The sequence below is a fragment of the Pseudomonas lalucatii genome (assembly GCF_018398425.1).
Taxonomy (GTDB): Bacteria; Pseudomonadota; Gammaproteobacteria; order Pseudomonadales; family Pseudomonadaceae; genus Aquipseudomonas; species Aquipseudomonas lalucatii.
The window spans coordinates 191,561-217,184 of record NZ_JADPMV010000002.1; the positions used below are offsets into that span (position 1 = coordinate 191,561).

The 25,624-nt window shown below is 66.3% G+C and carries 25 protein-coding genes; 5 read left to right on the plus strand and 20 right to left on the minus strand.

Annotated features, from left to right (window positions below; translation table 11 throughout):
- Positions 1 to 98 precede the first annotated feature (98 nt).
- From flgL to I0D00_RS14235, 13 genes are all read right to left on the minus strand, one after another.
- Positions 99 to 1,355, minus strand: coding sequence for a flagellar hook-associated protein FlgL (gene flgL, locus I0D00_RS14175; RefSeq protein ID WP_213640492.1), 1,257 nt, complete (start codon positions 1,353 to 1,355; stop codon positions 99 to 101).
- A gap of 102 nt (positions 1,356 to 1,457) precedes the next feature.
- Complete coding sequence (gene flgK / locus I0D00_RS14180; protein WP_213640493.1) at positions 1,458 to 3,476, minus strand: flagellar hook-associated protein FlgK; 2,019 nt, start codon at positions 3,474 to 3,476, stop codon at positions 1,458 to 1,460.
- Positions 3,477 to 3,485: 9 nt separating this feature from the next.
- Positions 3,486 to 4,646 carry a flagellar assembly peptidoglycan hydrolase FlgJ gene (gene flgJ, locus I0D00_RS14185; RefSeq protein WP_213640494.1) on the minus strand — a complete coding sequence of 387 codons (1,161 nt, stop codon included), beginning with the start codon at positions 4,644 to 4,646 and terminating at the stop codon, positions 3,486 to 3,488.
- A gap of 10 nt (positions 4,647 to 4,656) precedes the next feature.
- Positions 4,657 to 5,754, minus strand: a complete 1,098-nt coding sequence (locus I0D00_RS14190; RefSeq protein ID WP_213640495.1) for a flagellar basal body P-ring protein FlgI — start codon at positions 5,752 to 5,754, stop codon at positions 4,657 to 4,659.
- A gap of 14 nt (positions 5,755 to 5,768) precedes the next feature.
- Positions 5,769 to 6,488: a flagellar basal body L-ring protein FlgH gene (gene flgH / locus I0D00_RS14195; RefSeq protein ID WP_213640496.1), complete on the minus strand. Its 720-nt coding sequence runs from the start codon at positions 6,486 to 6,488 to the stop codon at positions 5,769 to 5,771.
- Between the two features lie 59 nt (positions 6,489 to 6,547).
- On the minus strand, positions 6,548 to 7,333 hold the full coding sequence (gene flgG, locus I0D00_RS14200) for a flagellar basal-body rod protein FlgG (protein WP_213640497.1): 786 nt from the start codon (positions 7,331 to 7,333) through the stop codon (positions 6,548 to 6,550).
- Between the two features lie 46 nt (positions 7,334 to 7,379).
- Positions 7,380 to 8,117: a flagellar basal body rod protein FlgF gene (locus tag I0D00_RS14205; protein WP_213640498.1), complete on the minus strand. Its 738-nt coding sequence runs from the start codon at positions 8,115 to 8,117 to the stop codon at positions 7,380 to 7,382.
- Positions 8,118 to 8,324: 207 nt separating this feature from the next.
- Entirely contained in the window at positions 8,325 to 9,659 is a 1,335-nt protein-coding gene (gene flgE / locus I0D00_RS14210; protein ID WP_213640499.1) for a flagellar hook protein FlgE, read from the minus strand.
- 43 nt (positions 9,660 to 9,702) lie between these two features.
- Positions 9,703 to 10,368, minus strand: a complete 666-nt coding sequence (gene flgD, locus I0D00_RS14215; RefSeq protein ID WP_213640500.1) for a flagellar hook assembly protein FlgD — start codon at positions 10,366 to 10,368, stop codon at positions 9,703 to 9,705.
- A gap of 21 nt (positions 10,369 to 10,389) precedes the next feature.
- The gene (flgC, locus tag I0D00_RS14220; protein ID WP_213640501.1) at positions 10,390 to 10,833 is read right to left on the minus strand and encodes a flagellar basal body rod protein FlgC; all 444 of its coding nucleotides are present in this window, start codon (positions 10,831 to 10,833) and stop codon (positions 10,390 to 10,392) included.
- 13 nt (positions 10,834 to 10,846) lie between these two features.
- Positions 10,847 to 11,254: a flagellar basal body rod protein FlgB gene (gene flgB, locus I0D00_RS14225; RefSeq protein WP_213640502.1), complete on the minus strand. Its 408-nt coding sequence runs from the start codon at positions 11,252 to 11,254 to the stop codon at positions 10,847 to 10,849.
- 253 nt (positions 11,255 to 11,507) lie between these two features.
- A complete protein-coding gene (gene cheR, locus I0D00_RS14230) occupies positions 11,508 to 12,335 on the minus strand; it encodes a protein-glutamate O-methyltransferase CheR (RefSeq protein WP_213640503.1) in 828 nt (275 codons plus the stop codon).
- A 45-nt stretch (positions 12,336 to 12,380) separates the two neighbouring features.
- Positions 12,381 to 13,313 (minus strand): chemotaxis protein CheV, encoded by a 933-nt coding sequence (locus I0D00_RS14235; protein WP_213640504.1) that lies wholly within the window; start codon positions 13,311 to 13,313, stop codon positions 12,381 to 12,383.
- Between the two features lie 77 nt (positions 13,314 to 13,390).
- On the opposite strand from I0D00_RS14235, the gene flgA reads away from it, so the two are divergent.
- From flgA to I0D00_RS14255, 4 genes are all read left to right on the plus strand, one after another.
- Positions 13,391 to 14,146 carry a flagellar basal body P-ring formation chaperone FlgA gene (flgA, locus tag I0D00_RS14240; RefSeq protein WP_213640505.1) on the plus strand — a complete coding sequence of 252 codons (756 nt, stop codon included), beginning with the start codon at positions 13,391 to 13,393 and terminating at the stop codon, positions 14,144 to 14,146.
- A 153-nt stretch (positions 14,147 to 14,299) separates the two neighbouring features.
- A complete protein-coding gene (flgM, locus tag I0D00_RS14245) occupies positions 14,300 to 14,632 on the plus strand; it encodes a flagellar biosynthesis anti-sigma factor FlgM (protein WP_213640506.1) in 333 nt (110 codons plus the stop codon).
- 51 nt (positions 14,633 to 14,683) lie between these two features.
- Positions 14,684 to 15,151 (plus strand): flagella synthesis protein FlgN, encoded by a 468-nt coding sequence (locus tag I0D00_RS14250; RefSeq protein ID WP_213640507.1) that lies wholly within the window; start codon positions 14,684 to 14,686, stop codon positions 15,149 to 15,151.
- A 142-nt stretch (positions 15,152 to 15,293) separates the two neighbouring features.
- Complete coding sequence (locus tag I0D00_RS14255) at positions 15,294 to 15,983, plus strand: flagellar brake protein (protein ID WP_213641785.1); 690 nt, start codon at positions 15,294 to 15,296, stop codon at positions 15,981 to 15,983.
- Positions 15,984 to 15,993: 10 nt separating this feature from the next.
- On the opposite strand, the gene I0D00_RS14260 is transcribed toward I0D00_RS14255, so the two are convergent.
- The 5 genes from I0D00_RS14260 to I0D00_RS14280 form a co-directional block, all read right to left on the minus strand.
- Entirely contained in the window at positions 15,994 to 16,605 is a 612-nt protein-coding gene (locus tag I0D00_RS14260) for a TIGR04282 family arsenosugar biosynthesis glycosyltransferase (RefSeq protein WP_213640508.1), read from the minus strand.
- On the minus strand, positions 16,602 to 17,294 hold the full coding sequence (locus I0D00_RS14265; protein ID WP_213640509.1) for a TIGR04283 family arsenosugar biosynthesis glycosyltransferase: 693 nt from the start codon (positions 17,292 to 17,294) through the stop codon (positions 16,602 to 16,604). Before I0D00_RS14265 ends, I0D00_RS14260 begins: the two co-directional genes overlap by 4 nt.
- A complete protein-coding gene (locus tag I0D00_RS14270; protein WP_213640510.1) occupies positions 17,291 to 18,613 on the minus strand; it encodes an MFS transporter in 1,323 nt (440 codons plus the stop codon). The genes I0D00_RS14265 and I0D00_RS14270 overlap by 4 nt, the downstream gene beginning before the upstream one ends.
- A 240-nt stretch (positions 18,614 to 18,853) precedes the next feature.
- Positions 18,854 to 20,095 carry a glutamine synthetase family protein gene (locus tag I0D00_RS14275; RefSeq protein WP_213641786.1) on the minus strand — a complete coding sequence of 414 codons (1,242 nt, stop codon included), beginning with the start codon at positions 20,093 to 20,095 and terminating at the stop codon, positions 18,854 to 18,856.
- A gap of 350 nt (positions 20,096 to 20,445) precedes the next feature.
- Positions 20,446 to 21,093 carry a YceH family protein gene (locus tag I0D00_RS14280; protein WP_213640511.1) on the minus strand — a complete coding sequence of 216 codons (648 nt, stop codon included), beginning with the start codon at positions 21,091 to 21,093 and terminating at the stop codon, positions 20,446 to 20,448.
- Between the two features lie 287 nt (positions 21,094 to 21,380).
- Between I0D00_RS14280 and sstT the strand changes: the two genes are divergently transcribed.
- Positions 21,381 to 22,625 (plus strand): serine/threonine transporter SstT, encoded by a 1,245-nt coding sequence (gene sstT, locus I0D00_RS14285; protein ID WP_213640512.1) that lies wholly within the window; start codon positions 21,381 to 21,383, stop codon positions 22,623 to 22,625.
- A gap of 25 nt (positions 22,626 to 22,650) precedes the next feature.
- Here the strand turns inward: sstT and I0D00_RS14290 are convergent, their stop codons facing one another.
- Complete coding sequence (locus I0D00_RS14290) at positions 22,651 to 24,399, minus strand: PAS domain-containing hybrid sensor histidine kinase/response regulator (RefSeq protein ID WP_213640513.1); 1,749 nt, start codon at positions 24,397 to 24,399, stop codon at positions 22,651 to 22,653.
- Positions 24,383 to 25,546, minus strand: a complete 1,164-nt coding sequence (ercA, locus tag I0D00_RS14295; protein WP_213640514.1) for an alcohol dehydrogenase-like regulatory protein ErcA — start codon at positions 25,544 to 25,546, stop codon at positions 24,383 to 24,385. Before ercA ends, I0D00_RS14290 begins: the two co-directional genes overlap by 17 nt.
- Positions 25,547 to 25,624 lie beyond the last annotated feature (78 nt).

The following is a 25,624-nucleotide window of genomic DNA, read 5'->3' on the forward strand; positions in this document are numbered from 1 at the left end:
CTTTTGTCGCGACGATGGCAGGATATCGGCGGCTTATTCGCCCCGCCTGCAGAGTGGATTTGGCCGCTACGGGGCCCACCCTAGAGACGGACGCGGGCCTAGCGCAGCTGATTGAACAGGTTGAGGCTGCTGATCTTGACGTAGCTCTGCTGCGCGGCCTCGAGGATGATCGACTGGAAGGACAGGCGCGACAGGGCTTCGGCGTAGTCCAGCTCGCGCAGGTCGGCCTGCACGCCCTGGTTGACCAGGCTGACGCCTTCGTTGTCGGTCTGGGTCGACTCGACGATATTGAGGCGCGCACCGATCTCGCCGCGCACACCATCGACGGTGGTCATGCCGTGGTCCAGGTTGGTCAGCGACAGCGCCACGGCATCGCGCAGCTGCAGGTTGCCTGCCGGGGTGTCGGTGCTGCTTTCCAGGGCCGTACGCAGAGTGGCGATGGTGCTCAGGATGCCCTGCTTCTGCCGGGTCGGATCGGCCGTCACCTGGATGGTCTCGCCGCCCACCGCCACACCATCGAACTGTATGGCGACCCCGCGAAACACCAGCTTGTCACTCTTGCTCGGATCGCTATCCAGCTTGCCGCTGCCGAGCACCGGCGCAGGTGCCGCCGCGCCGATCTCGAACACCTGGTAACTGCCGGCATCGGGATTGCCGAAGACGATTTCCACGCCGGCCGCCGGGAATGGCGGGGTGCCGGAGAAGGCCACCTCGTCCTGCACCAAAGGCGCGGAGACTGCGAGGCCGGAGCCCGGCGGCGTGGCGGTGAAGGCTGCATCCAGGCGCCCGGCATTGACCACGTTCTCGAAGATCTTCTTGCCGCTGTCGCTGATCGCCAGATCCAGCGAGCTGGCCACCTGCAGCTTGCGCTGGCCCTCGTCGCCAGCGTAGCTGTAGCTGCCGTCGGCCTGGCGCACGAAGGGCTGGGTCTTGCCCTGGAAGCCGGCGAACAGATACTCGCCGCGGGCGTTGCGGGTGTTCATCAGGCTGAGCAGCTCATCCTCGCGCTCGCCCAGTTCCGCGGCAATGGACTGGCGGTCGGCCTGGCTGAGCGCGCCGTTGCCGGCCTGCACCGCCAGTTCGCGCACCCGCTGGAGCACGGTATTGACCGAGTTGAGGGTCACTTCCTCCTGGGTCAGGCTGTTCTTCGCCGCGGTGAGGTTGTCCTTGTACTGGTTCAGCACGTTCTGCTGCTGTTCCAGTTGCAGCAGGCGCACCGAGGCTACCGGGTCGTCCGCCGGAGTGAGGATGCGGTTGCCGGTGCTGATCTGCTCCTGGGTGCGGGTGACATTGGCGTAGTTACGCTGCAGCCCCTGCACGCCGTTGTTGAACGCCTGAATGGTGGAAATACGCATGGCTCGGGCCTCATGTGGCAGTCGGGGGACAGCAGCCATTGCTGCCGGCCGCCCCGCTGGACATCGGCGATTACCGCCTAGATGTCCGACTGTGCCGCCTACTTATCTAAACGAACTGATCAGGGTATCGAACAAGGAACGGGCAACTTGAATGATCTGCGCCGAGGCATTGTAGTACTGCTCGAACTTGATCAGGTTGGCCGCTTCTTCGTCGAGGTTGACCCCGGACAGCGCATCGCGGTTGTCCGTGGCCTGCTTGAGTATCGCCCCCGTGGCATCGCCGTCCTGACGGGCCTGGGCGGTCAGGGTGCCGACCCGCTCGACCAGATCGCCATAGCCATCGGAGAAGTTCACCCCGCTGCTGGCGGGAAAGCTCGGGTCGACGCCCACGGTCGCCTTGCCCTGCAGGTCGACCAGCTTCAGGCCGTTGCGGTTGTCCGAAACGCCATTGCTGTTGAAGGCCAGGGTAAAGGTGTCGCCATTTTCGGGACGGCCGCTGAGGGTGAAACTGACCCGGTTGCCGCCGCCCAGGTCCAACTCGTAGGTATTGGTCTGTCCCGGCACGAAGGCCCCGGCCGGCACCCGGGTCAGGCCCGCGACCGGCGTACCCGGCGGGCTCTCGAAGGCGCCGGCGCCGTTGTAGGTCAAGCCCTGCGGCAGGGCGGCGGCGATGGCCGCCGCGTTGATCGGGCTGACGCCAGCGGCAATCAGGTCGGGTTGAGCGATCACGCCGTTGCCGCGGTTCTGCAGCGCCGCCTCGGCCCGCACCGGTGCGGCGAAGGCCAGCTGGTCAGGCTGATCCAGCGTCGCGCCGATGCTGCCGGCGCCACGTCGGGTCGGCTGCAGGAGGAAGCGGTCGCCGGCCGCAGGCGCCGACCCGAGCGTCACCTCGAAGCCCTGGCTCCGACCGCTGGCATCGGTGAAGCTCAGGGTCGCCGGATAGGCGCCGGGCGGATTGGGCGCCAGGGTCAGCGCCGCGCCATCGCTCAAACGACGGGCGCTGTAGTTGGCACCGTCAAATTCGAGGCGGTAATCACTGGTGGTCAGCACGCTGCTGTTGGTGATGTTCAGCGCCGGCTGGACGTTGCTGGTGTTGGTCGAAAAGGCGCGCACCCGCAGCGCCGCCTCCGCAGGGTCGTTGAAGTCGCCGAACAGCGCAGTGCCCACCTGCCCCTTCAGGTCCAGCCCCTGGCCGAGCTGGGTGTTGACCTGGTCGCTCACCGCCAGGGCCAGGCGCCCCAGGGCATTGAGCGTGCTATCCAGGGCCTCGGCGCGGTAGCGGATCAGCCCGCCCAACTCGCCACCGGTAATCAGCGAAGTGATCCCCTGGCGCGAGCCTCCGCTGACGAAGTCCACCTCGAAACGGGTCGGGTCGCCCTGCCCCGGCACTGCCTCCATGCGACTGGCGGTGGCACCCACCACCAGCGGCTGACCGGAGCCGACGAACAGGTTCAGCGAGCTGTCGTCCTGGGGCACCACCGTCACGCCGACATAGGTGGACAGCTGGCGGATGGCCTCTTCACGGGCATCGAGCAGGTCGTTGGGCTGCTGGCCGTTGGAGGCGGCGACGGCGATGGCATTGTTGAGACTGGCGATGGAGGTGCTCAGCCGGTTGATCTGGTCGGTCACCGCGGTCATCTGCTTGTTGATGAAGCTGTTCTGCTCGCTGATCCGCTCGGACACCGTATTGAACCGCCGCGCCAGGCCTTCCGCCTCGGACAGCACCAGCTGCCGCGCGGGAATGTTCGCCGGATCCTCGGCGGCGGTCTGCAGGGACGAGAAGAACTTCTGCAACGAGGGGGTGATGCCGGTGGTGGAGCCGGCCAGCAGCGAATCGAGCTGCTCGATCTGGCTCTTGTAGGCCTGCACGTCGCTGCTGAGGGCGGTGCTGCTGCGCAGCTGGGTGCTGAGGAACTCGCTGTAGCTGCGGCGGATATCGACCAGGCTGGTGCCCGAGCCGATATAGCCGGCACCGCTGAACTGCGGGCTGCGCGTCGCCTGCACCGTGTCCTGACGGGAGAAGCCCGGGGTGTTGACGTTGGTGATGTTGTGGCCGGTGACCGACAGCGCCGTCTTGTTCGCCGACAGGCCCGACAGGCCGATATTCAGTAGGTCCGCCATGCTTCAGCCTCAGGTCCTGGTGATGCCGCTGTCGGCCGCCGCCACGGCCTGGTAGGTCTGCATCTTGCGTGCGATCTGTGCCACCTTGCGGGCGTAGTGCGGGTCGGTGGCGTAGCCGGCCTGCTGCAGCTCGCGGACGAAGCGCTCGGGATTGTCGGTGGCATTCAGGGCCTTCTCGTAGCGACCGTTGTTCTGCAGGAAGCTCACGTAGTCCTCGAAGCTCTGCGCGAAGGAGTCATAGGCGCGGAACGAGGCCGCCTCCTTGACCGCCTTGCCGCCCTTGAACTCGGTGGTCAGCACCCGTGCCGAGGCGCCGTCCCAGCTGTTGTGGCTCTTGATGCCGAACAGGTTGTGACTGCTGCTGCCGTCCTGCTGGCGGATGATCGACTTGCCCCAGCCGGTCTCCAGGGCCGCCTGGGCCACCAGGTAACGGGCCTCGACGCCGATCTGCTCGGCCGCCTTCTCGGCCATCGGCAGCATGGCCGCGACGAACTCCTGGGGCGAGCTGAACACCGATTTGCCCCGCGCCAACTGTCGGCCACTGATGGCATCGCTGTCGCCCAGGCTCAGGGCCTTGTCCTTGGGGGCGGCGAAGGCCTGGGCGGGGATCCAGTCGCCTCCGGCCAGCGGTTGGCCATCTGCGGCGCCGGTCGCAGGCGCTATGCCGGCCAGCAGGCGGTCGCTCAGCCTGCCCGGCAGCGCCAGGCGCCGCTGATTGATCAGGGCGGCGTCATCGCGGGAGCTGTCGACCTTGGCCAGCGGCTTGCTCGGCGCGCTCGGCACCGGCGCGTCGACCTGGGCGAAGGGGTTGGGGCGCTCGCTGGGCCCCTTCAGCTTCGACATCTGCCGCACCAGCACGTCGGCCAGACCGATGCCGTTCTGGTTCTTCGACAGGGTCACCGACAGCTGCTGGTCGTGCATGTCCTGGTAGGTCTTGCCCTCGTTGCTGTTGAGGAAATTGCCCTCGCCGAACACCTCGTTGGCCGAGCGCATGGCCTTGAGCATCTCGTTGAGAAACAGCGATTCGAACTCCTGGGCGACCTTGCGGATGTTCTGCTCGCTGTCGCCGCCGAGCTTGAACTGGTTGAGACGGTTCAGGTCGGTGAAGGCGCCGCTGTCCAGCGGGCTCTTGCCGTTGCCGAGCAGGCCGGCTGAGATTCGGGAATCCATGCTCGCCTCCTTAGATCACGATCAGGTCGGCCTGCAGGGCGCCGGCTTGCTTGAGCGCCTCGAGGATGGCCATGAGGTCGGACGGGGCGGCGCCGACCTGGTTCACCGCGCGGACGATCTCGTCCAGGGTGGTGCCGGGGCCGAACTTGAACATCGGCTTGGCCTCCTGGTCGGCATTGACCCGCGAGCGCGGCACCACCGCGGTCTGGCCGCCGGACAGGGCCTCGGGCTGGCTGACGATCGGGTCTTCGGTGATGGTCACGGTGAGGCTGCCGTGGGTCACCGCCGCCGGCTGCACGCGCACGTTCTGGCCGATGACGATGGTGCCGGTGCGCGAGTTGATGATGACCTTGGCCACCGCCTGGCCGGGGTTGACCTCGAGGTTCTCGAGGATCGACAGGTAGTCGACCCGCTGGCCGGGGTCCAGCGGCGCGCTGACCCGCACCGAGCCGCCGTCGATGGCCTGGGCCACACCCGGGCCGAGCAGGTCGTTGATCTGGTCGACGATGTTCTTCGCCGTGGTGAAGTCCGGGCGATTGAGGTTCAGGGTCAGGCTGTTGCCCTGGTCGAAACCGCTGGGCACCGGCCGCTCGACCGTGGCGCCGCCGGGGATGCGCCCGGCCGACGGCACGTTGACGGTAATCCGCGAGCCGTCGGCACCGCCGGCATCGAAGCCGCCGACCACCAGATTGCCCTGGGCGATGGCGTAGACGTTGCCGTCGATGCCCTTGAGCGGCGTCATCAACAGGCTGCCGCCGCGCAGGCTCTTGGCGTTGCCGATCGAGGAGATGGTGATGTCGATGGTCTGGCCCGGCTTGGCGAAGGCCGGCAGGTCGGCGTGCACCGACACCGCGGCGACGTTCTTCAGCTGCACGTTGCCACCGGCCGGCACCTTGATGCCGAACTGCGCCAGCATGTTGTTGAAGGTCTGCACGGTGAAGGGCGTCTGGGTGGTCTGGTCGCCGCTGCCGTTGAGGCCGACCACCAGGCCGTAGCCGATCAGCTGGTTGCTGCGCACGCCCTGGATGCTGGCCAGGTCCTTGAGCCGTTCGGCCTGGGCGCCGGCGGCGAGCAGCAGCAGGCAGAGGGCGGATATCAGTCGCGTCATGATCGGCTACCTGCTTAGAACGGGAACAGCGGGCTGAGGAAGAAGCGGTCCAGCCAGCCCGGCTGACTGGCATCGGCGAAGGCGCCGGTGCCCGAGTAGGTGATGCGCGCGTCGGCGATGCGCGTGGAGGCCACGGTGTTGTCCGTACTGATGTCGTCGGCGCGCACCAGGCCGGCGATGCGCACCAGCTCGTTGCCGGTGTTGAGGGTCATCCACTTCTCCCCGCGCACCGCCAGGATGCCGTTGGGCAGCACCTCGGCCACGGTCACGGTGATGGAGCCGGACAGGCTGTTGCCCTGGGCCGCCTTGCTGTCGCCCTTGGTGTCGCGGTTGGCGTTGTACTCGGCGCCCAGGCTCAGGTTGTCGCCGGTCAGCGGGTTGAGGACATTGCCCGAGCCTGGGTTGCGCAGCGACACACCGCCGCCGAACAACGACGTCAGGCCGATATTGGCGCTGCTGTCCTTGGATATCTGCGAGCCGGCGTTCTTGCTGGCCTGGGTGCGCTCGTTGAGGGTGATGGTGATGATGTCGCCGACGCGGAAGGCCTTGCGATCGCCATACAGGTTGTTCTCGAAGCCGGCCTGGTAGATCGAGCCGTTGTTCTGCGCCGCCGGCAACGGGGTGCGCGGCAGCACCGGCGCGTAATAGGGATCGTCCGGCTTCGGCGGCGGCGACACGCAGCCGCTCAGGGCCACCGTCACGAGCAGGGAAAGCACTATCATCAGCCGGTTCATAACCACTACCTCACGGCGTTGCAAACACGACCTGGAGCGAGCCGCAGCCCGCCCGGGCCTTAGAGATTCTGAGTAACGAAGGACAGCATCTGGTCGGCGGTGGAGATGACCTTGGAGTTCATCTCGTAGGCGCGCTGGGTGGTGATCATATTCACCAACTCCTCGACCACGCTGACGTTGGAGTTCTCCAGGGTGTTCTGCAGGGTCGTGCCCAGGCCGTTGAGGCCCGGCGTGCCGACCTGTGGCGCGCCACTGGAGGCGGTCTCGAGGAACTGGTTGTTGCCGATCGCTTCCAGGCCCGCGGGATTGATGAAGTCGGCAAGCTGCAGGTTGCCGACGATCTGCGGCTGCGGGTTGCCGGCAGTGGTCACCGACACGGTGCCGTCCTCGCCCACGGTGAAGGTACGCACCTCGCCCGGCAGGACGATGGCCGGCTCCAGGGCGAAGCCGCTGGAGGTGACCAGCTGGCCGTCGGCGTTCAGGTGAAAGCTGCCATCGCGGGTATAGGACACGGTGCCGTCGGGCATCAGCACCTGGAAGAAGCCGCGACCGTTGACCGCCATGTCCAGCGGCTGCTCGGTGGTCTGCAGGCTGCCGGTGGTGAAGATCTTCTGCGTGCCCACCACGCGCACCCCGGTACCCAGCTGCAGGCCAGACGGCAGCTGGCTGTCCTGGCTGGACTGGCCACCGGGCTGCCGCCGCACCTGGTACAGCAGGTCCTCGAACTCGGCACGGTCGCGCTTGAAGCCGGTGGTCGAGACGTTGGCCAGGTTGTTGGAAATGGTGGTCAGGTTCATGTCCTGGGCGGACAGACCGGTTTTGCTGACCCACAGAGCCGGAAGCATATCTATTCTCCTCGGGCGTCGTTTTCACGGCGCCGCGTGCTGGTAATTAGCTGATCTGCAAGACCCGCGCCATGGCCGAGGCGTTGTCCTCGGCGGTGCGCATCATCTTCACCTGCAGTTCGAATTGACGGGACAGGGAGAGGATCGCGGTCATCTCCTCCACGGCATTGACGTTGCTCGACTCGAGGAAGCCGGAGGTCACCCGCACCGTGGCATCGGCCAGGGGCTGCGGCCCATTGAGGCGCATCAGGCCGTCGCTGCCCTTCTCCATCTGCTTGAGGTCGGGGTTGACCAGCTTCAGGCGGTCGACTTCGGCCAGCACGTTGGGCGCCTCGCCGAGGGCACGGATGCTGATGGTGCCGTCCTGGCCGATCTCGACCTTCTGCTCCGGCGGCACGGCGATCGGCCCGGCATTGCCCAGCACCGGCAAGCCGTTGCCGGTGCGCAGCATGCCCAGGGCATCGATGTTCAGGCTGGCGGTGCGCACGTAGGCCTCGCTGCCGTCCGCCGCCTGCACGGCCAGCCAGCCCTCGCCGCCGATCGCCACATCCAGGTCGCGGCCGGTTTCCTGCAAGGAGCCGGGGGTGAAATCGGTACCGGGGCGCTCGCTCATGGCATAGACCCGTGCCGGATAGCCGTCGCCGAACACCGGCATCGCGCGCGCCTGCTCGAAATCGCGGCGAAAGCCGCTGGTGGAGATGTTCGCCAGATTGTTGGCGTGGGCACGCTGGGCCAGGCTGTTGTTGTGGGCGCCGGTCATGGCGACGTACAGCATCTTGTCCATGGTTAGTCTCCGAGATGGGCTAGCGCCCGCTGCTCTTTGCGAGTAACCCAGCAAGCACCGTGCCAGCCAACGACAAAACCCGATAAGCCAATGAAATATAAGCAATTTCAAAAAAGAAAAAGGCTCCCAGCGGGAGCCTTTGAGACGGCGTTCGGCGGGAACTTGCCGCCTGCGGCAAGCGCCCGGCCGTGACCGAGCGCAGCGCGATCAACGCAGGTTGATGATGGTCTGGGTGATGGTGCTCTCGGTTTCGATGGTCTTGGCGTTGGCCTGATAGTTACGCTGGGCGACGATCATGTTGACCAGTTGCTCGGATACATCGACGTTGGAGTCTTCCAGCGCGCCGGCCTGCAAGGCGCCCAGGGTGCCGCTGCGCGGCGTGCCGATCACCGGCTCGCCGGACTGGAAGGACTGCGCCCAGCCCGTCTTGCCGACCGGGGTCAGGCCCTGAGTATTCGCGAAGCTGGCTAGAATGACCTGCCCCTGAACCCTGGATTGACCGTTGGTGTAGCGGGCGAAGATCACCCCGGTGTCATCGATTTCCAGCCCCGCCAACTGCCCGGTGGTGTAGCCGTCCTGGCTGACGCTGTTGACCGCGAAGGCGCTGGCGAACTGGGTGGCGTTGCGGATGTCCACCTGGATGCCCGCCGCGTTGGCGGTGGCGCCATTGGCCGACCAGACCGGCGGCACCGAACTGTCCGCTATCGCCGGCGTCCAGCCATCCAGGGTGAAGCGCCCGGTCGCCGGATCGACGGTGAAGTCTGGGCCGCCGGCGCCGTCATAGTTCCCCGATGTCAGACTGGCGACATCCAGTTGCCCGCTGGCGGTGAAACCCATGCCCATCGAATAGGGCACCGTGGAAGTCGGGTCGGCCGGGTTGCGACCATCGATCAGCACGTTCATCTGCCAGGCATTGGGCCCGCTCTTGACGAAGTACTGCGTCATGACATGGGCGTTGCCCTGGGTGTCATAGATGTTGGTGGAGGTGGCCGAGTTGTAGGTGGTCGGATCGGCCGGGTTGAATGGCGTAGTGACGGGCACAGTGTTGGTCGAGTTCAGGTTGAACCCCTGGACCAGCGCCGTCGTCGCCTGCGGGGACTGGCTGGCCGACTCGATGCGCAGATCGGTGATCACGCCGTTCTGCAGATTGCCGTTGGCATCGGTTGCATAGCCCTGCAGGCGGTGGCCGAAGTTGTTCACCATGAAGCCTTCGCGATCGGTACCGAAATAGCCGGCCCTGGTGTAGCTGATCTCGCCGTTGTTGCTGGTCTGGAAGAAGCCATTGCCGTTGATGGCCAGGTCCAGGGCGTTCTGCGTGTAGTTGATATTGCCCTGGTTGAACAACTGGGCCACGTTGCTCAGCTGCACACCCGCCCCCTGCTGGTTGCTCCCGGTGCCTTGCACGGAAGCGGCATAGAGGTCGGCGAACTCGGCCCGCGACTGCTTGAAGCCAATGGTACCGGCGTTGGCGATGTTGTTGCCGGTGATATTGAGGTCACTGGTCGCAGCGCGCAGGCCACTCAGACCGATATTGAACGACATGGAAGTCTCCTTTGCCGGTCGTACCGGCGACTAGATTCGCTGATTACTGACCGATGACCTGCACCTGGGAGAGCGGCACACTACCGAGCCCCGCCAGGTTCAACGTCAACTCGCTGCCACCCAGGGTGACGCTGTCGACGTTGGCCGGCAGCAGGGTGTGGAGCCCCTTGGTTTCACCCTCGTAAGTGGCCTGCGCCTCGAACTTGTAGGCACCGGGCGGCAACAGATTGCCGCCGGCGTCCTTGCCGTCCCAGATGAAGCTGACATTGCCGGCAGATTGCGGCCCCAGGTTGATCCGGTTCACCGCGGTGCCCGCACTGTCGTACACGTTGACGTAGACGTTGCTGCTAGTGGTCGGCAGCACCAGGCTGGCCTTGAAGCTCTCGCTGGTGTCGACCACCGCCTTGTCGGTCGGCACTATCACCTTGCGCCCGACCAGAGAGGAAGCCTGCAAGGCCTGGGACGACTGGTAGCCGGACAACAGCGAACTCATGCTGGTATTGAGCTTCTCCACCCCTTCCACCGTACTGAACTGGGCCAACTGGGCGATGAACTCGCCGTTGCCCTGGGGCTCCAGCGGGTTCTGGTTGTTCAGCTGGGCAACCAGCAGGTTGAGGAACTCATTCTTGCCCAGCTCCTTGTTGGTCGAGCTGTTGTTCTGGATCTGGTACTGATCCAGTGCGGAACTGACACCACTGACGCTGCTCATGCTTCACTCCTCGCTGGCGGCTCACTGACCCAGGGTCAGTACACGCTGCATCATCTGCTTGGCGGTGTTCATCATTTCCACGTTGGTCTGGAAGGCCCGACTGGCCGAGATCATGTCGGCCATTTCCTCGACCACGTTGACGTTGGGGTAGTAGACATAGCCGTTCTCATCGGCGGCCGGATGGGTCGGCTCGTAGCGCGGCACCAGGCTGCTCTGATCCTCGACTATGCCCAGCACCTGCACACCGGCACCGGCCTGCTCCTGCTCGGCGAACAGCGAGCCGCGGTCGCCATCCAGCGACTGCTGGAACATGGTGGCGAACACCGGATGGCGCGCACGGTAGGTCTGCTCGATGCTCGACGACACCGTCTCGGCGTTGGCGATGTTGCTGGAGATGGTGTTCAACCGAGTGCTCTGGGCGCTCATGCCGGTTCCGGCGATATTGAAGACACTGGCGAGTGACATGGCTCGGACTCCTTTAATCGCCGCGCAGGGCGCTGACCAGCCCTTTGAACTTGCTGTTGAGGAAGGTGAAGCTGGCCTGGAAGTTCACCGCGTTTTCCGCGTAGTTGGACTGCTCGATCTGAGGATCGACGGTGTTCTGGTCGATGGAGGCATGCAACGGGGTACGGTAGACCAGGCTGGCATCGCCCATGCTCAGGCCCTCGGCGGCGATATGCCGGCTGTCGGTACGGCTCAGCCCCACAGCGCCACGCTGAGTCTTGGCGCTCTGCTCGGCCAGTACCGCGGCGAAATCCAGGTCGCGAGCCTTGTAGTTGGGCGTATCGGCGTTGGCCATGTTGTTGGCCAACACCTCGGCACGCTGGGCGCGAAAGCCGAGGGTTTTTTCATGGATGCCGAGTGCGCTGTCGAAGCTGATGCTCATGGTCAGGAACCCTTGCCGTATGGCTTACCTGTTGTCCGTGCAAGACATACAGCAAGGTGCGTGCCAACAAATAAATTCGTTTTATTTCAATGACTTATTAAGTTGTCCGGCTTCACCTAAGGCCTGAGCGGCAAAGCCTTTCCGCCTCCTGGCAAGCAAGGCGGCAATTCGCCCCGGCGCTTGCCGCCGCCGCAACGAAAAACGGGAGGCCGCTGGCCTCCCGTTCTCGCTCGAGTCGCGCGCAACGGCGCGTTCACTTCGCCTTGTAGATGATTCCCGGGCTGCACTGCACCATCTGGTAACGCTCCGGCAGGCCGTTGAGCGCCTCCGAGGCACCGAGAAACAGGTAGCCGCCAGGCTTCAGCATGGCGTGGATACGCGTGAGGATGTCCTTCTTCACCTCGGCGGAGAAGTAGATCAGCACGTTGCGGCAGAACACGATGTCGAACTTGCCGAGACTGGCGTAGCTGTCCAGCAGGTTCAGCGGGCGAAACTCGACGCGGCTCCTGACGGCCGGCTTGATCACCCAACGCCCCGGCCCTTTCGGGTCGAAGTAGCGCTGCAGACGCTCCTGGGACAGGCCCCGCCCCATCGCCAGGCTGTCGTACTCACCGGACTTGCAGTTGGCCAGCATCGAGGGCGACAGGTCGGTTGCGACGATCTGCACCCCGGCCTTGAGCTGACCTATGTTGGTCCTCTCGAACTCATCGATGCTCATCGACAGGGAATAGGGCTCCTGGCCGGAGGAACAGGCCGCCGACCAGATCCGCAGACGCTGCCCGGGGCTGGCCTTGAGCATTTCCGGCAGCACCCGGTTCTTCAACACTTCGAACGGATAGGTGTCGCGAAACCACAGGGTTTCATTGGTGGTCATGGCATCCACCACCTGCTCGCGCAAACCGCTGCGCGGCTGGCTTTGCATGCGCTGCACCAACTCCCCCAGGCTCTTGATGGCATGCTGCTCCATCAGTTTGTTCAGCCGACTGGAAACCAGATACTGCTTGTTGCTGCCCAGCAGGATGCCGCAGGCTTTTTCCAGGAATACCCGGAACTGCTCGAAATCCAAATTACCTGAAGACACTCGCGAGGCCTCGCCAATCATAGTGTTGTGCCGAAAGACGCACCCTCAGCCCTGATCTATCGAATTGATGCGTTCAGCCACCCGCGACGCCAGATCGTCCGGACGGAACTTGGCCAGAAAATCATCGGCCCCCACCTTGCGCACCATGGCCTGGTTGAACACACCAGAAAGCGAAGTATGCAGGATGATATGCAGCTTCTGCATGCGCGGATCCGCACGAATCTCCGCCGTCAGGGTATAGCCGTCCATCTCCGGCATCTCGATGTCGGAGATCAGCATCAGAAACTCTTCAGCCGGGTTCTTGCCCTCCTCCACCATCGCCTTGAGATATTCCAGGGCCTGGCGGCCATCGTTCAGGGCGACCACCTCGACACCGACGGTCTGCAGGCAGCGGGTCACCTGCTTGCGCGCCACCGAGGAATCGTCGCAGGTCAGCACCCGCTTGCTCATCGCCTTGGCCTGGACCTGATGATTCAGGATGCCCTCGGAAATGACCTCGGAGGTCGGCGCCACCTCGGCGAGGATCTTCTCCACATCGATGATTTCCACCAGCTGCTGATCCAGGTGAGTCACCGCGGTAAGGTAATGATCGCGGCCCGCCCCCTTGGGTGGCGGATGGATTCCCTCCCAGTTCATGTTGACGATGCGCTCCACCGAGTGCACCAGGAAGCCCTGAACCTTGGTGTTGTATTCGGTGATGATGACGAAGCTGTTCTCCAGGCTCCTCAATGGCGCCTTACCGGTCGCCATGGACAGGTCGAGAATGGGGATGGTGCCGCCACGAATGCTGGCGACCCCCCGGACCACCGGACTGGACTTCGGCATGATGGTGAGCTTGGGGCACTGCAGCACCTCCTTCACCTTGAACACGTTGATCCCATACAGCTGGCTGCCGTTGAGACGAAACAACAGCAGCTCCAAACGATTCTGTCCCACCAGCTGAGTTCGCTGATTTACCGAATCCAATACTCCGGCCATGCCCCAACCCCTTCAGTTTGCGTAGCGCACATTGTGCTCAGCGTAGCAGGCGGCACGGGCCTTGCTTTTGACTCAGCATGAACGCAGAAACGACGATTTTTCGGCACGCGCTGATAAAAGGCTGCCAGTTGCTGGCAGTTTTACCTGCAATGCTCGTACTCGGCTATAGCCCCCAGGCTGCCGCGGCGACCCTGCCTGAGCAACTTATCGGCACCACCCAGCGCTTTCTTGAGCACAGGGTTGCCGAGTACCTGCAGCGCAGCGACATCCGCGGCCGCCATGAGATCCAGATCAACCGGCTGGACCCGCGCCTGCGCCTTCCCGCCTGCGACCAGGACCTGACGGCCTCCCTGGAGAACCCGGCCGATCCCATCGGCCGGGTGACCGTGCGCGTGCGCTGCCCGGGCAGCGCGCCATGGACGGTATTCGTTCCCGGCCAGGTACGCCTCTTCCGCGACGTGGTGATCGCCAACCGCCCCCTCAAGCGCAACAGCGTGCTAACGGAAAGGGACGTGACCCTGGCCGAACGCGACCTCGGCTCGCTCAGCCAGGGTTACCTGACGGCCGCCGGGCAGGCGGTCGGCAAGAAATTGACGCGCCCCCTGCTACCGGACCAGGTGGTGATGCCGATACATGTCGAAGCGGCCGAGGTCATTCATCGCGGCGACCAGGTTGTCATCGTCGCCCGCAGCGGCACGGTGAACGTGCGCATGCCCGGAGAAGCCCTCTCCGACGGAGCTGTCGGCAGGCAGATCCGCGTGCGCAACCAGCGTTCGCAACGCGTGATCAGAGCCCGGGTAGTGGGCCCCGGCCAGGTGGAAGTGGCCATGTAGGCATGATTCTTGTTTGAGGTTTAGCTGACGACTGGCGCACCGTGTTTTAGACTGGTGCCTGACGCACATTTAATTGCTCTGCAGCCCTAAAGCTTTCCGACTGTTGGCCGACAAGCTAGGCAAGCGTCCAAACACTGCTCGAGGTTTCGCACCATGGTCATCGATTTCAACCGGCCGAATAATGCCAGCACCCCCGCCAATGCAGGGCGTACAGGCAATGCCCAGTCTGCTGGCCGCAACGACGCCATCGGCAGCAAACCGCCGAGCGATGCAGCGGCAGCAGCCGACACCAGCCAGAGCGGCGAATCCGTGCAACTCAGCCACGAAGCGCAGCAGTTGCAGAAAATCGGCGACAAGCTGCGCGACCTGCCGAGCGTCGACCAGGAGCGTGTCGCCAAGATCAAGCAGGCGATTGCCGACGGCAGCTACCAGGTCGACAGCCAGCGCGTCGCCGGCAAACTGCTCAACTTCGAATCCCAGCGCTAGTCCCAGGGCTGCGCTGGGGATATTGGACGCCTCCCTCCCCAAGAGCCCGCCATGCACGAAACAACCCTGCTGAAACTGTTCAACGACGACATCGCCACGGCCGAGCGCCTGCTCGCATTGCTCGATGACGAGTTTCAAGCCCTTGGCGAACGCGATCTGCCCCGCCTGCAGAGCATCCTCACGGACAAACAGCCCCTGCTCGAGTCCCTCGATCAGCACGGCAAGAGCCGCAGCCAGCTGCTGCTCGACCTGCAACTGAGCGCCGATCGCGCCGGCCTGCAGGCGCTGGCCGAACGCGCCCCCCAGGGCAGCGAACTGCTGGCGCGCGGCGACGCACTGAGCGCCCTGCTCGAACGCTGCCAGGCCGCCAATCTGCGCAACGGCCGCCTGATCCGTGCCAGCCAGGCCTCGACCAGCAGCATGCTCGGCATCCTGCGCGGCGGCGAAACGCCAAACGTCTATGACAGCCGCGGCAGTGCCGCTAGAATCGGCCAGCAGCGCCCGCTCAGCCAGGCCTGACCCCCTATAACAAGGCGCCAGGACATACTGCCCAGATGGCAGTGTGCGAGTGCCCGAGTAATTGCCAGGAGAGTTCTGGACCGTGTCCAATCCCTTTACCGAGGACGATGGCCCGCAACCGCCCAAAGTGCTCAAAGCGCCCATGGAGATCGTTGCCACCCTCCGCCAACTGCAGCAGGCCCACGACCCCCTGATCATCACCTTTCACGAGCGTAACCAACGCTTTCAGAGCTACCTGATCGAAGTGGATCGCGACAGATCCAGACTGACCCTCGATGAAATGATCCCCAGTGACGGCGAGCGCTACCTGCTCAACGGCGAGACCTTTCGCATCGAGGCCTTCCATGAGGGGGTTCGGGTGGCCTGGGAGTGCCCGCAAGCGGTTCAGATCACCGAACACCAGGGCGCACGCTGCTACCTGAGCCCGATGCCGGACCAGGTGCACTACCATCAGCGGCGCAATGCCTTCAGGGCGCAGCTCAAGCTGACGGAGCAGATCAAGGTCGAGCTGGCCGGCACCCGGCTGAAGAGTCCCCTGAGCGGGCAGATGCTGGATATTTCCGCGACCGGCTGCAAGTTGCGCATCCCCGTTGACGTCACCCAGCGCCTGCAGACCGGCCAGGTCTACGAGCGCTTCACCGCCGAGCTGCCCTTCGGCGCCATGACCACCTCGGTGGAACTGCGCCATATGCAATACGAGGAAAAACTCGACGCGACCTTCGTGGGCCTGCGCTTCCATCGCCTGAGCGGCCTGGAGCAACGCCAGGTCGAGCGCTTCGTCTACCAGTTGCAGCGCGAAGCACGGCGAACCGAAGGCGACGGCCTGTTCTAGGCCGCGGCGCCTAGACCTGGATGCCCAGCGCCGCCAGGCGCGGCAGATCCTCGGGGCGATCCACGTCCCACAGCACGGGCAGCAGTTGGTGGTCCCACTCCAGCCGCTGCAGGCGCTCGCGGGTCAGGCTCAGCACCCGGTCGGTCCCCCAGGGCATGGCCTCGAAGAGCAGCGGATCGATCCGGCGCAGACCGAGCAGGACATAGCCGCCATCCTCGGCCGGCCCCAGCACCACCGGCTGCGCATGCAGGGCGATACAGGCTCCGCTCAGGTACTCGCCATCCAGCGCCGGACAGTCGTTGCCGATCAACACCACGGCATCGCTCTCGGCCAGGCCCAGCGCGGCGATGCGCCGCATGCGCTCGCCCAGATCCCCGGCCGGCTGCTCGACCAGCGTCCAGCCCAGCCGATCGGCCAGCGCCTGCAACTCTGCGTCGGGGCTGTCGTCCAGCCAGAGGAAGCGTTCGCTGAAGCCATCGGACGGCAACTGCAGCGCCCGCGCCAGCAGGATGCGCTGCAGATCGCAGGCCCCCTCTTCGCCCAACGCCGGGATCAATCGCGTTTTCACCCGCCCCGGTACCGGCAGGCGGGCCAGCAGGTGCAAGGAAATCGACAGACTCATGGCCGTGGCCCTCTATGGTACATACGCGCCAACTGGTCTGGACTGGCGCCACAATAGTAGGCCAGTCGCAGACGCCACATGAGCAATACAGTACGCCAAATGCCGTGGCGCTCCCAGCGCCTGCTGGAGGTCGACAGCGCGGGGCGCAGGCAGCGCGGCCTGGCCAGGCGCTTCAGCCGACGACAGAGTTCGATATCCTCCATCAACGGGATATCGGCGTAGCCCGCCAACCGCTCGAACACCTCACGCGCGACGAAGATGGCCTGATCGCCGCTGGCCACCCCGGTGAGCCGCGACCGCAGACTGATCATCGTACCGATCAGGCGCAGCGCCAGGCCGCGCCCCGACAGACGCACGTCGAAGCGTCCCCACACCGGGCGCCGGGCCAGCGCGTCCAGCAGGCTCCGCACGGCCGCGGCGTCGATCCGGGTATCGGCATGCACGAACCACAGGTAGTCGCCGCGGGCCGCGGCGGCGCCGGCATTCATCTGCCGGGCCCGTCCGGCGGCGGACCTTATCAGCCGGTCGACATGCCCCTGCGCCAGCGCGCAGGTTGCGTCGCGGCTGCCGCCATCGACCAGAATCAACTCGGCCCCAGAGGCACGCAGGGGCGCCAGGTCCGCCAGCAGCTGCGGCAGCACCTGCGCCTCGTCGCGCACCGGCACTATGATGCTGAGCGGCGGCGTCACGGCCGCGGTGCCTGCCCCGGGGCCGCATCGCCACCCGCTTCCATTGGCGGCTCGACCACTGCATCGTGCATCTGCTCATGCACCACCTGCTCGTCGACGCGCGGGTCGAGGGCCGCCACCAGAGGCGAGCTGGCCGTACTGTCGGGCATCGGGATATGGTGCAGCGGTGCATCGTCGACCTGGTGCAGGTGGGTGACCTTCTTCGGGCTCACCCGCACCACCAGGATCAGGGCACAGGCGCAGAAGAAGGCGTAGAGCATGTTGGCGCCCCAGAAGCGCATCAGCACCCCGGCCAGCAGCGGCCCGATGCTGGCGCCCACGCCATAGGTGACCAGCAGCATCGCCGTCAGCGACACCCGGCGCTCGCCCTCGACATGGTCGTTGGCCAACGCCACCGCCAGCGGATAGAGGCTGAACTGCAGCAGGCTGACGACGAAGCCGACGCCGAACAGCAGCAACAGCGGCGCCTCGGCCATCAACGCCAGGGGCAGCGCGGCCAGCGCCATCAGCACTGCGCAGCCGCGAATCAGCACGACCCGGTCGCGGCGATCCGACAGCCAACCGAGCGGCCACTGCACCAGCAGGCCGGCGAGAATGCAGAAGCCCATGAACAGACCCACCTGCTCGGTGGGCATGCCCAGGCGCGTCGCATAGAGCGGCGCCAGGCCGTAGAACGCACCGATCACCAGGCCAGCCACGGCGATGGTGGTCAGCGACAGGGGCACGCGCTTGATGAAGAAGCGCATTTCCAGCGGCGCCGGGTGCAGCGGGGCGGGGTGCAGCTTGCGGGTCAGGGCCACCGGCACCAGGCACAGGGCGAAGCACAGCGCCACCAGCATCAACAGCTCGAGCCCCAGGGTCGGATGCACCACCAGCACCAGCTGGCCGAGGATCAGGCCGAAGTAGGACGCCGCCATATAGCCGGCAAACACCAGGCCACGCTGGCTGGTATCGGCCTGCTCGTTGAGCCAGCTCTCGATCACCATGTACTGGCACATCATGCCCAGGCCCACCACGAAACGCAGCAACAGCCAGATCGGCAGCCAATCGGTCAGGCCATGGCCCAGTACCGCCGCGGTGATCACCCCGGCGCAGGCCACGTAGGCACGTATGTGGCCGACCCGGGCGATCAGCCGGTGGCCCTTCTTGCCGCCCAGCACCAGCCCCAGGTAGTTGGCCGCCATCAGGGCACCCACCCACAGCCCGTCGGCGGTCTCCGCCAGGCGCAGGCCCAGGTAGGTACTGAGCAGACCCGATCCCAGCAGCATCAACAGGGTGGCGAAATACAGCGAACGAAACGACTTCCAGATCAGGCGCATGGGGCTTTGAGTACTTCCTTGACTGAGGGTCAGAATGCTCGACGCAAGCAATCCGACGGGATGGGTGGTGGGGCTGCAAATTGGTGCTGGCGGTACAAGACGCAATAAAGCACAGCGGAGTTACAACCGACAGCGAATTGCCTTACAGCGTAGTCAATCTGGCCGCACGGCAGGGCGCCAATCAGGCCTCCGCCGCTCCCGCCGCCCGGGCATCGCAGGGCAGCAGCGCGGCGCCGGTCATCACGCCGGGGCCGCGAGCACCCGCCGCTCCCAGGGGGTGATCTCGTCGAGGAAGCTGTCGAGCTCCATGCTCTTGCTGGCGATGTAGCCTTCGATGAACTCCTGGCCGAACAGTTCGACCGCCAGCCGGCTGCGCTTGAGCCGCGCGAGCGCCGCATGGAGGGTACAGGGCAGGGCCAGCTCGTCCGGCACCTCGAACTCGCCCTGCAGCGGCGCGCTCGCCTGCAGCTGCTGCTCGATACCGTACAGCCCCGCCGCCAGGCTGGCCGCCAGGGCCAGGTAGGGATTGGCGTCGGCCCCCGGCAGCCGGTTCTCCACCCGCCGCGCCGTCGGCGCACTGGCCGGAATGCGCAGCCCGGCGGCACGGTTGTCGCTCGACCAACAGGCGTTGTTCGGCGAGGCAAAGGGGTGGCAGAGCCGCTGGTAGGAGTTCACATGGGGGGCGAACAGCAGGGTGAAATCGGCCAGCGCCGCCTGCTGGCCGCCGATGAACTGATAGAAGGCCGGGGTCGCCCGCCCCTGCGCATCGTTGAAGATATTGCGCCCGCTCCCCTGCTCCACCACGCTCTGGTGGATGTGCATGGAGCTGCCGGGCGTATGCGCCAGGGGTTTGGCCATGCACACCACGATCAGCCCGTGCTTGAGCGCCACCTCCTTGAGCAGGTGCTTGAACAGGAAGGTCTGGTCGGCGAGCAGCAAGGGATCGCCATGCAGCAGGTTGATCTCGAACTGACTCAGGCCCATCTCATGCATGAAGGTGTCGCGCGGCAGCCCCAATGCCGCCATGCACTGGTAGACCTCGTCGAAGAACCCCCGCAGGCCATTGTTGGAACCCACGCCGAATGCCGAGCCGCCGCTCTCGCGCCGGCCGTCCAGCCCCAGCGGCGGCTGGAACGGCTGCTGGGGGTCCGGGTTCGCGGCGAAGACGAAGAACTCCAGCTCGGTCGCCACCACCGGCTGCAGGCCCTGCTCGGCGTAACGCGCCAGTACCCGCTTGAGCAAGGTGCGCGTGGACAAGCCCGAACCACGGCCGTCCAGTTCATCCGCGTCGCAGATCGCCAGGGCCCGCGGCCGGGCGCTCCACGGCAGCAGGTGAATCCGCGTCGGCTCGGCATTCAACACCAGGTCGCCGTCGTCGCCGCCGTAGAAGCGCGCGGGCGGGTAGCCGCCCATGATGCACTGCAGCAGCACGCCGCGCGCCAGCTGCAGGCGCCGACCCTCGAGAAAGCCCGCGGCGGTCATCACCTTGCCCCGGGGCACGCCATTCAGGTCGGGGGTCACGCATTCGACTTCGGCAACGCCGCGAAGCAGCTCGCTCAGCGCACTGCGATCAGGGGTACTCATGGGTTCGTCCTTAATTTGCGCGATAGCCGCAGCGGGACCGCTGCTCGTACAAAATACGCATCAGCCGTTCGACATTTCAAGCACCCCGAGCAGCGTCCCCAGGAAGCCGCCAGAGCCACCCTGGCTGCCGTTGGCAGCGCGCGCAGTGCCGCCCGCCGCATCGGCTAACGATTCGGTCGTGCCGACGAGCGAAAGGCGCCACCTCGGCGCCTGTCGTGTTCACCCCGCTGACAATTGTGCCGAAGCCCCTACTCCAGGCGCGCCAGGCGCTCCTCCAGTTCGGCGAGGCGCGCCTCCAGCGCCTCCAGCCGCGCCTCGTAGGCCGATCCCGCCGCAGGGCGCTCGACCTCGGCAGCGCGCGCCTCCAGCAATGCCTGCATATCCTCCGGCTCACCCATCAGGTGCATGTAGCGGTCTTCACGCTGGCCGGCCTGACGCGCCAGCTGGATGACCAGGCCGCGGGTGATCAGCCGGTCCAGATGGTGGCGCAACTGCTCGCCATCCTCGAACTCATGCATGCGACTGCTGCGCGTGAGCAGTTCGTTGAGGGTCTGCGGCCCGCGCAGCAGCAGCAGGCCGATCAGCACCACCTGGGCGGCGACCAGTTCCAGCGTCTTGTCCACACGGTGTTCCCAGCGGTCGGCACGGCTGCCCATCACCAGGCGCGCCAGCGCCCGTCCCTCCAGGCTGCGCAGGCCCTGGCCGACCTGTCCGGGGTTGAGGTTCATCAGCGGCTCGCGGCTGGTCTTCTGATTGCAGGCCAGCACCAGGGCGTTCAAGGTCAGCGGATAGGCCTCGGGGGTGGTCGCCTGCTTCTCGATCAGGCACCCGAGGATGCGCACTTCGACCGCGCTCAACGGCGCCTCGTCGGACTCGGTTAGGGGCTCGTCATTCATCTCGGTTCTCTCAGGTTCGCAGCAACCGCTAGCCTAGCCTGACTGGCGGCAACTTGACACGCCCGGCAGCGGCCGGGCCGCGATAGGTGGCGCCCCTGCCCCGGCCGGCTGTGCTAGAGTCGCGCGCTGGTTTTCCTGCCCGAGCGCCCAGGCCTCGCCGCACCTCCGACAATTCGCTCGCCGCCGCCCCTTCCCCCCGCAAGACGCACCCGCCGGAGCCAGCCTCCGGGGACGGCTGTATTGCTGCACGGAGCGGCCGGCGAGCCGCAGCCCTCAGAGATGTACCCATGACCGCATATCGACACCCGCTCATCCGTCTGCTCGATCGCACCAGCCTGGTGGTGCAGATCCTCATCGGCCTGATCGCCGGCGTGCTGCTCGCCCAGTTCCTGCCGCAGGCCGCGCTGTCCGTCGGCTTCCTCGGCGGCGTCTTCGTCTCGGCCTTGAAGGCCGTGGCGCCGGTACTGGTGTTCGTCCTGGTGACCGCCTCGATCGCCAACCACCAGCGCGACCAGCAGACCCACATGCGCCCGATTCTCGTGCTCTACCTGCTGGGCACCTTCAGCGCCGCGCTGATCGCGGTGCTCGCCAGCTTCGCCTTCCCCTCGAGCCTGGCCCTGGTCAGCAACGGCGCCGAACTGGCGCCCCCGGGCGGCATCGGCGAGGTGCTCAGGACCCTGCTGCTGAACGTGGTCGACAACCCGATCAACGCCCTGCTGCGGGGCAACTTCATCGGCATCCTGGCCTGGGCCATCGGCCTGGGCCTGGCCCTGCGCCACGCCGCCCCCGCCAGCAAGCAGTTGCTCGCCGACCTGTCCGCCGGGGTGACTTCGATCGTCAAGCTGGTGATCCGCCTGGCGCCGCTGGGCATCTTCGGCCTGGTCGCCGCGACCCTGGCCGAGTCGGGCATGGGCGCGCTGCTCGACTACCTGCACCTGCTGCTGGTGCTGGTCGGCTGCATGCTGTTCGTCGCCCTGGTGGTCAACCCGCTGATCGTCTTCGGCAAGATCCGCCGCAATCCCTACCCGCTGGTGCTGACCTGCCTGCGCGAGAGCGGCCTGACCGCCTTCTTCACCCGCAGCTCGGCGGCCAACATCCCGGTCAACCTGCAGCTGTGCCAGCGCCTGGGCCTGCACCAGGAGACCTACTCGGTGTCCATCCCCCTGGGCGCCACCATCAACATGGCCGGCGCGGCGATCACCATCAGCGTGCTGACCCTGGCCGCGGTGCATACCCTGGGCATCGCCGTGGACCTGCCCAGCGCCCTGCTGCTCAGCCTGCTGGCCGCGATCAGCGCCTGCGGCGCGTCCGGCGTGGCCGGCGGCTCGCTGCTGCTGATTCCGCTGGCCTGCAGCCTGTTCGGCATCCCCAACGAGGTGGCCATGCAGGTGGTCGCGGTGGGCTTCATCATCGGCATCATCCAGGACTCGGCGGAAACCGCGCTGAACTCCTCCACCGACGTGCTGTTCACCGCCGCGGCCTGCCTGGCCCGGGACGAAGCGGCCGTAGCGGTCGCCGCGCCGCAGCCCTGACTCCAGGGGCATAGGCCCGGACGGCTCAGCGGTTCGGGCCCGGCGCCCCCAGCAGCTGGCTGAGCACCGCCCGCAGCTTGCCAGGCTTGACCGGCTTGTTCAGCAGCGGCATGCCCAGGCCCTGCAGGTCACGGCGACACTGGTCGCTGCGATCGGCGGTGATGATCACCGCGGGAATCGGCGAGGCGAAACGCTCGCGCAGCTGGCGCACCACCTGGCAGCCGGTCAGCCCGTGGTCGAGGTGGAAGTCCGCCAGGATCAGCTCCGGGGCCCGGCCGTCGAGCGCGCGCAGGGCCTCCTCCTGGTCGAACGCGGTGACCACCTCGCAGCCCCACTGCTGGAGCAGGGCCGACATGCTGTCGAGGATGCTCAGCTCGTTGTCCAGCACCAGCAGGCGCCGTCCCGGCAGCGGGTCGCCGACCGACGTGGGCGGCGCCGCCGGCGACGGGACGCGCGGGGCCGGGCGCCGGGCGCGCGGCACCTGGATGGCGAACAGCGAGCCGCGCCCCAACTGCGAACGCACCCGCACCCGATAGCCGAGCATATGGGCGATGCGGTCGACTATCGCCAGGCCCAGGCCGACCCCCTTGCGCTCGGCGGCGCGGCCGACCTGCAGCTGGTTGAACTCGAGGAAGATGCTCTCGAGCTGGTCTTCGGCGATGCCGCGGCCGCTGTCCCACACCTGCAGCTCGAGGCACTCGCCGCGCTTGCGCGCCCCCAGGAGCACGCCGCCGCGCTCGGTGTAGCGGCAGGCATTGCTGAGGAAGTTGCGCAGGATGCGCGTCAGCAGGCGGAAGTCGCTGCTGATGGCACACTCGGGGATCCGCACCCTGAGCGCCAGGCCCGCCTCCGCGGCCACCGGCTGGAACTCCGAGGCCAGCGGCGCCAGCAGCTCCTCGAGGCGGTAGACGTCGATATCCGGCTTGATCGCCGCCTGGTCCAGCTTGGAGATTTCCAGCAGGTCGGTGAGCAGGTCCTCGGCGCCCTCCAGGGCCTGGTGGCTGCGCTCGACCAGGCTGTGCTCGGCGGCCGGCAGGCTGCGCTCGCGCAGGGTGGAGATCAGCAGGCGCGCCGCATTCAAGGGTTGCAGCAGGTCGTGGCTGGCCGCCGCCAGGTACTTGTCCTTGCTCTGGTTGGCCGCCTCGGCGGCGTCGCGCGCCTCGCGCAGGGCCTGCTCGATGCGCTTGCGCTCGACGATCTGCTGCAGCAGGTTGCGGTTGGCCTCCTGCAGCTCGGCGGTGCGCGCGCTGACCCGCTGCTCCAGCTCGTCGTTGAGCTGCTGCAGGCGCTGCTGGGCCTGCTTGCGCTCGCTGATGTCGGCGACGAAACCCTCGAACAGCCCCTCCTCGTCCGGCTTGAGCAGCAGGTTCATCAGCACGTCGATGACCCGGCCGTCGCGCCGGCGCAGCTGGGTCTCGTAGCCGAACAGGCCGCCCTGGCGCTGCAGCGTGTCGCGGATGTGCTGCAGCTCCTCGGCGCCGCCGACGAACAGGTACTCGGCCAGGTCGGTCAGCGACCACAGCACCTGCTGCGGGTCCTCGTAGCCGAGCATCCGCGCCAGGGCCGGGTTGGCCGCGCGCAGGCCCTCCTGCAGGCTGGCCTGGAAGATGCCGTGCACCGCATGCTCGAACAGCCACTTGTAGCGGTTGCGCTCGGTCTCCAGCTCTTCCAGGCGCGCCAGCAGTTCCGGGTAGTGGCTCTTGCGCACCGAGTGGCTGCCCAGGCCGAGCAGCTCGGTCAGCGCCTGGCGCTGCTGGTCAGAGGGCCTCGGCATAGACGACCTCGACATCCCGCTGGCTCGACTCGCGCGGGTTGGTGAGGATGCACGGATCTTCCATGGCATGCTGCGACAGGAAGGGGATGTCGGCCGTGCTGACGCCGTGCAGGCCGAGGGTCTCGTGGAAGCCGACCGCGCGCTTGAAGCGGATCAGGTGCTCGATCAGGCGCTGGCGCACCTGCGGGTGGGTCAGGCCGCGACAGTCGATGCCGAGGGTCTCGGCGACCATCCGGAAGCGCTCGGGCGCGGCGTTGTAGTTGAAGGCCACGACGTGCTCGACCAGCACCGCGTTGCACAACCCGTGGGGCAGGTCGAGGAAGCCGCCGAGGCTGTGGCTCATGGCATGCACCGCGCCGAGGATGGCGTTGGAAAAGGCCAGGCCGGCCTGCATGCTGCCGAGCATGATCTTCTCGCGCAGGGCGATGTCGCCGGGGTTGGCGATCATCGCCACCAGATGGCCGTTGATCAGCCGCATGGCCTCCAGGGCGTGGGAGTCGGTCAGCGGCCCCGAGCCGGTGGAGACGAAGGCCTCGATGGCGTGCACCAGCGCGTCGATGCCGGTGCAGGCGGAGAGGAAGGGGTCCATGCTCAGGGTGGTTTCCGGGTCGATCAGCGACACGTCGGGCACCGCGCCCTTGCTGACGATGGAAAACTTCATCCGTTCCTGCTGGTTGGAGATGATCACGAACTGCGACACGTCGGCCGAGGTGCCGGCGGTGGTGGGGATCAGGATCAGCGGTGGGCTGGGCACGCGCAGGGTGTCCACGCCCTCGAACTCGAGGATATCGCGGCCATGGGCCACGGCGATGCCGATGCCCTTGGCGCAGTCCATCGGGCTGCCGCCGCCTACCGCGACTATCACGTTGCAGGACTCGCTGCGGTATAGCTCGGCGCCGAGCATCACCTCCTCGGCGCGCGGGTTGGGCGACACCTGGGTGTAGAGGCAATGCTCGATGCCCTGGCGCTGCAGGCTGGCCTGCACGTCGGCGACCCAGCCGGCGGCCAGCACCCCGGGGTCCGACACCAGCAACACCTTGCGCGCGCCGTAGTTGCTGGCGTAGTTGCCCACGCTATGGCGGCAACCGGCGCCGAAGATGATTTCCGGCGAGACGAACTTGCGGTGAAGACTGATATCGGGGCTCACACTACGGCCTGCTTGTTGTTGTTTTGACTAACGCCCAGCCTACTGGATTGGCCTGCCAATGCAATGCGACCAGCGTCG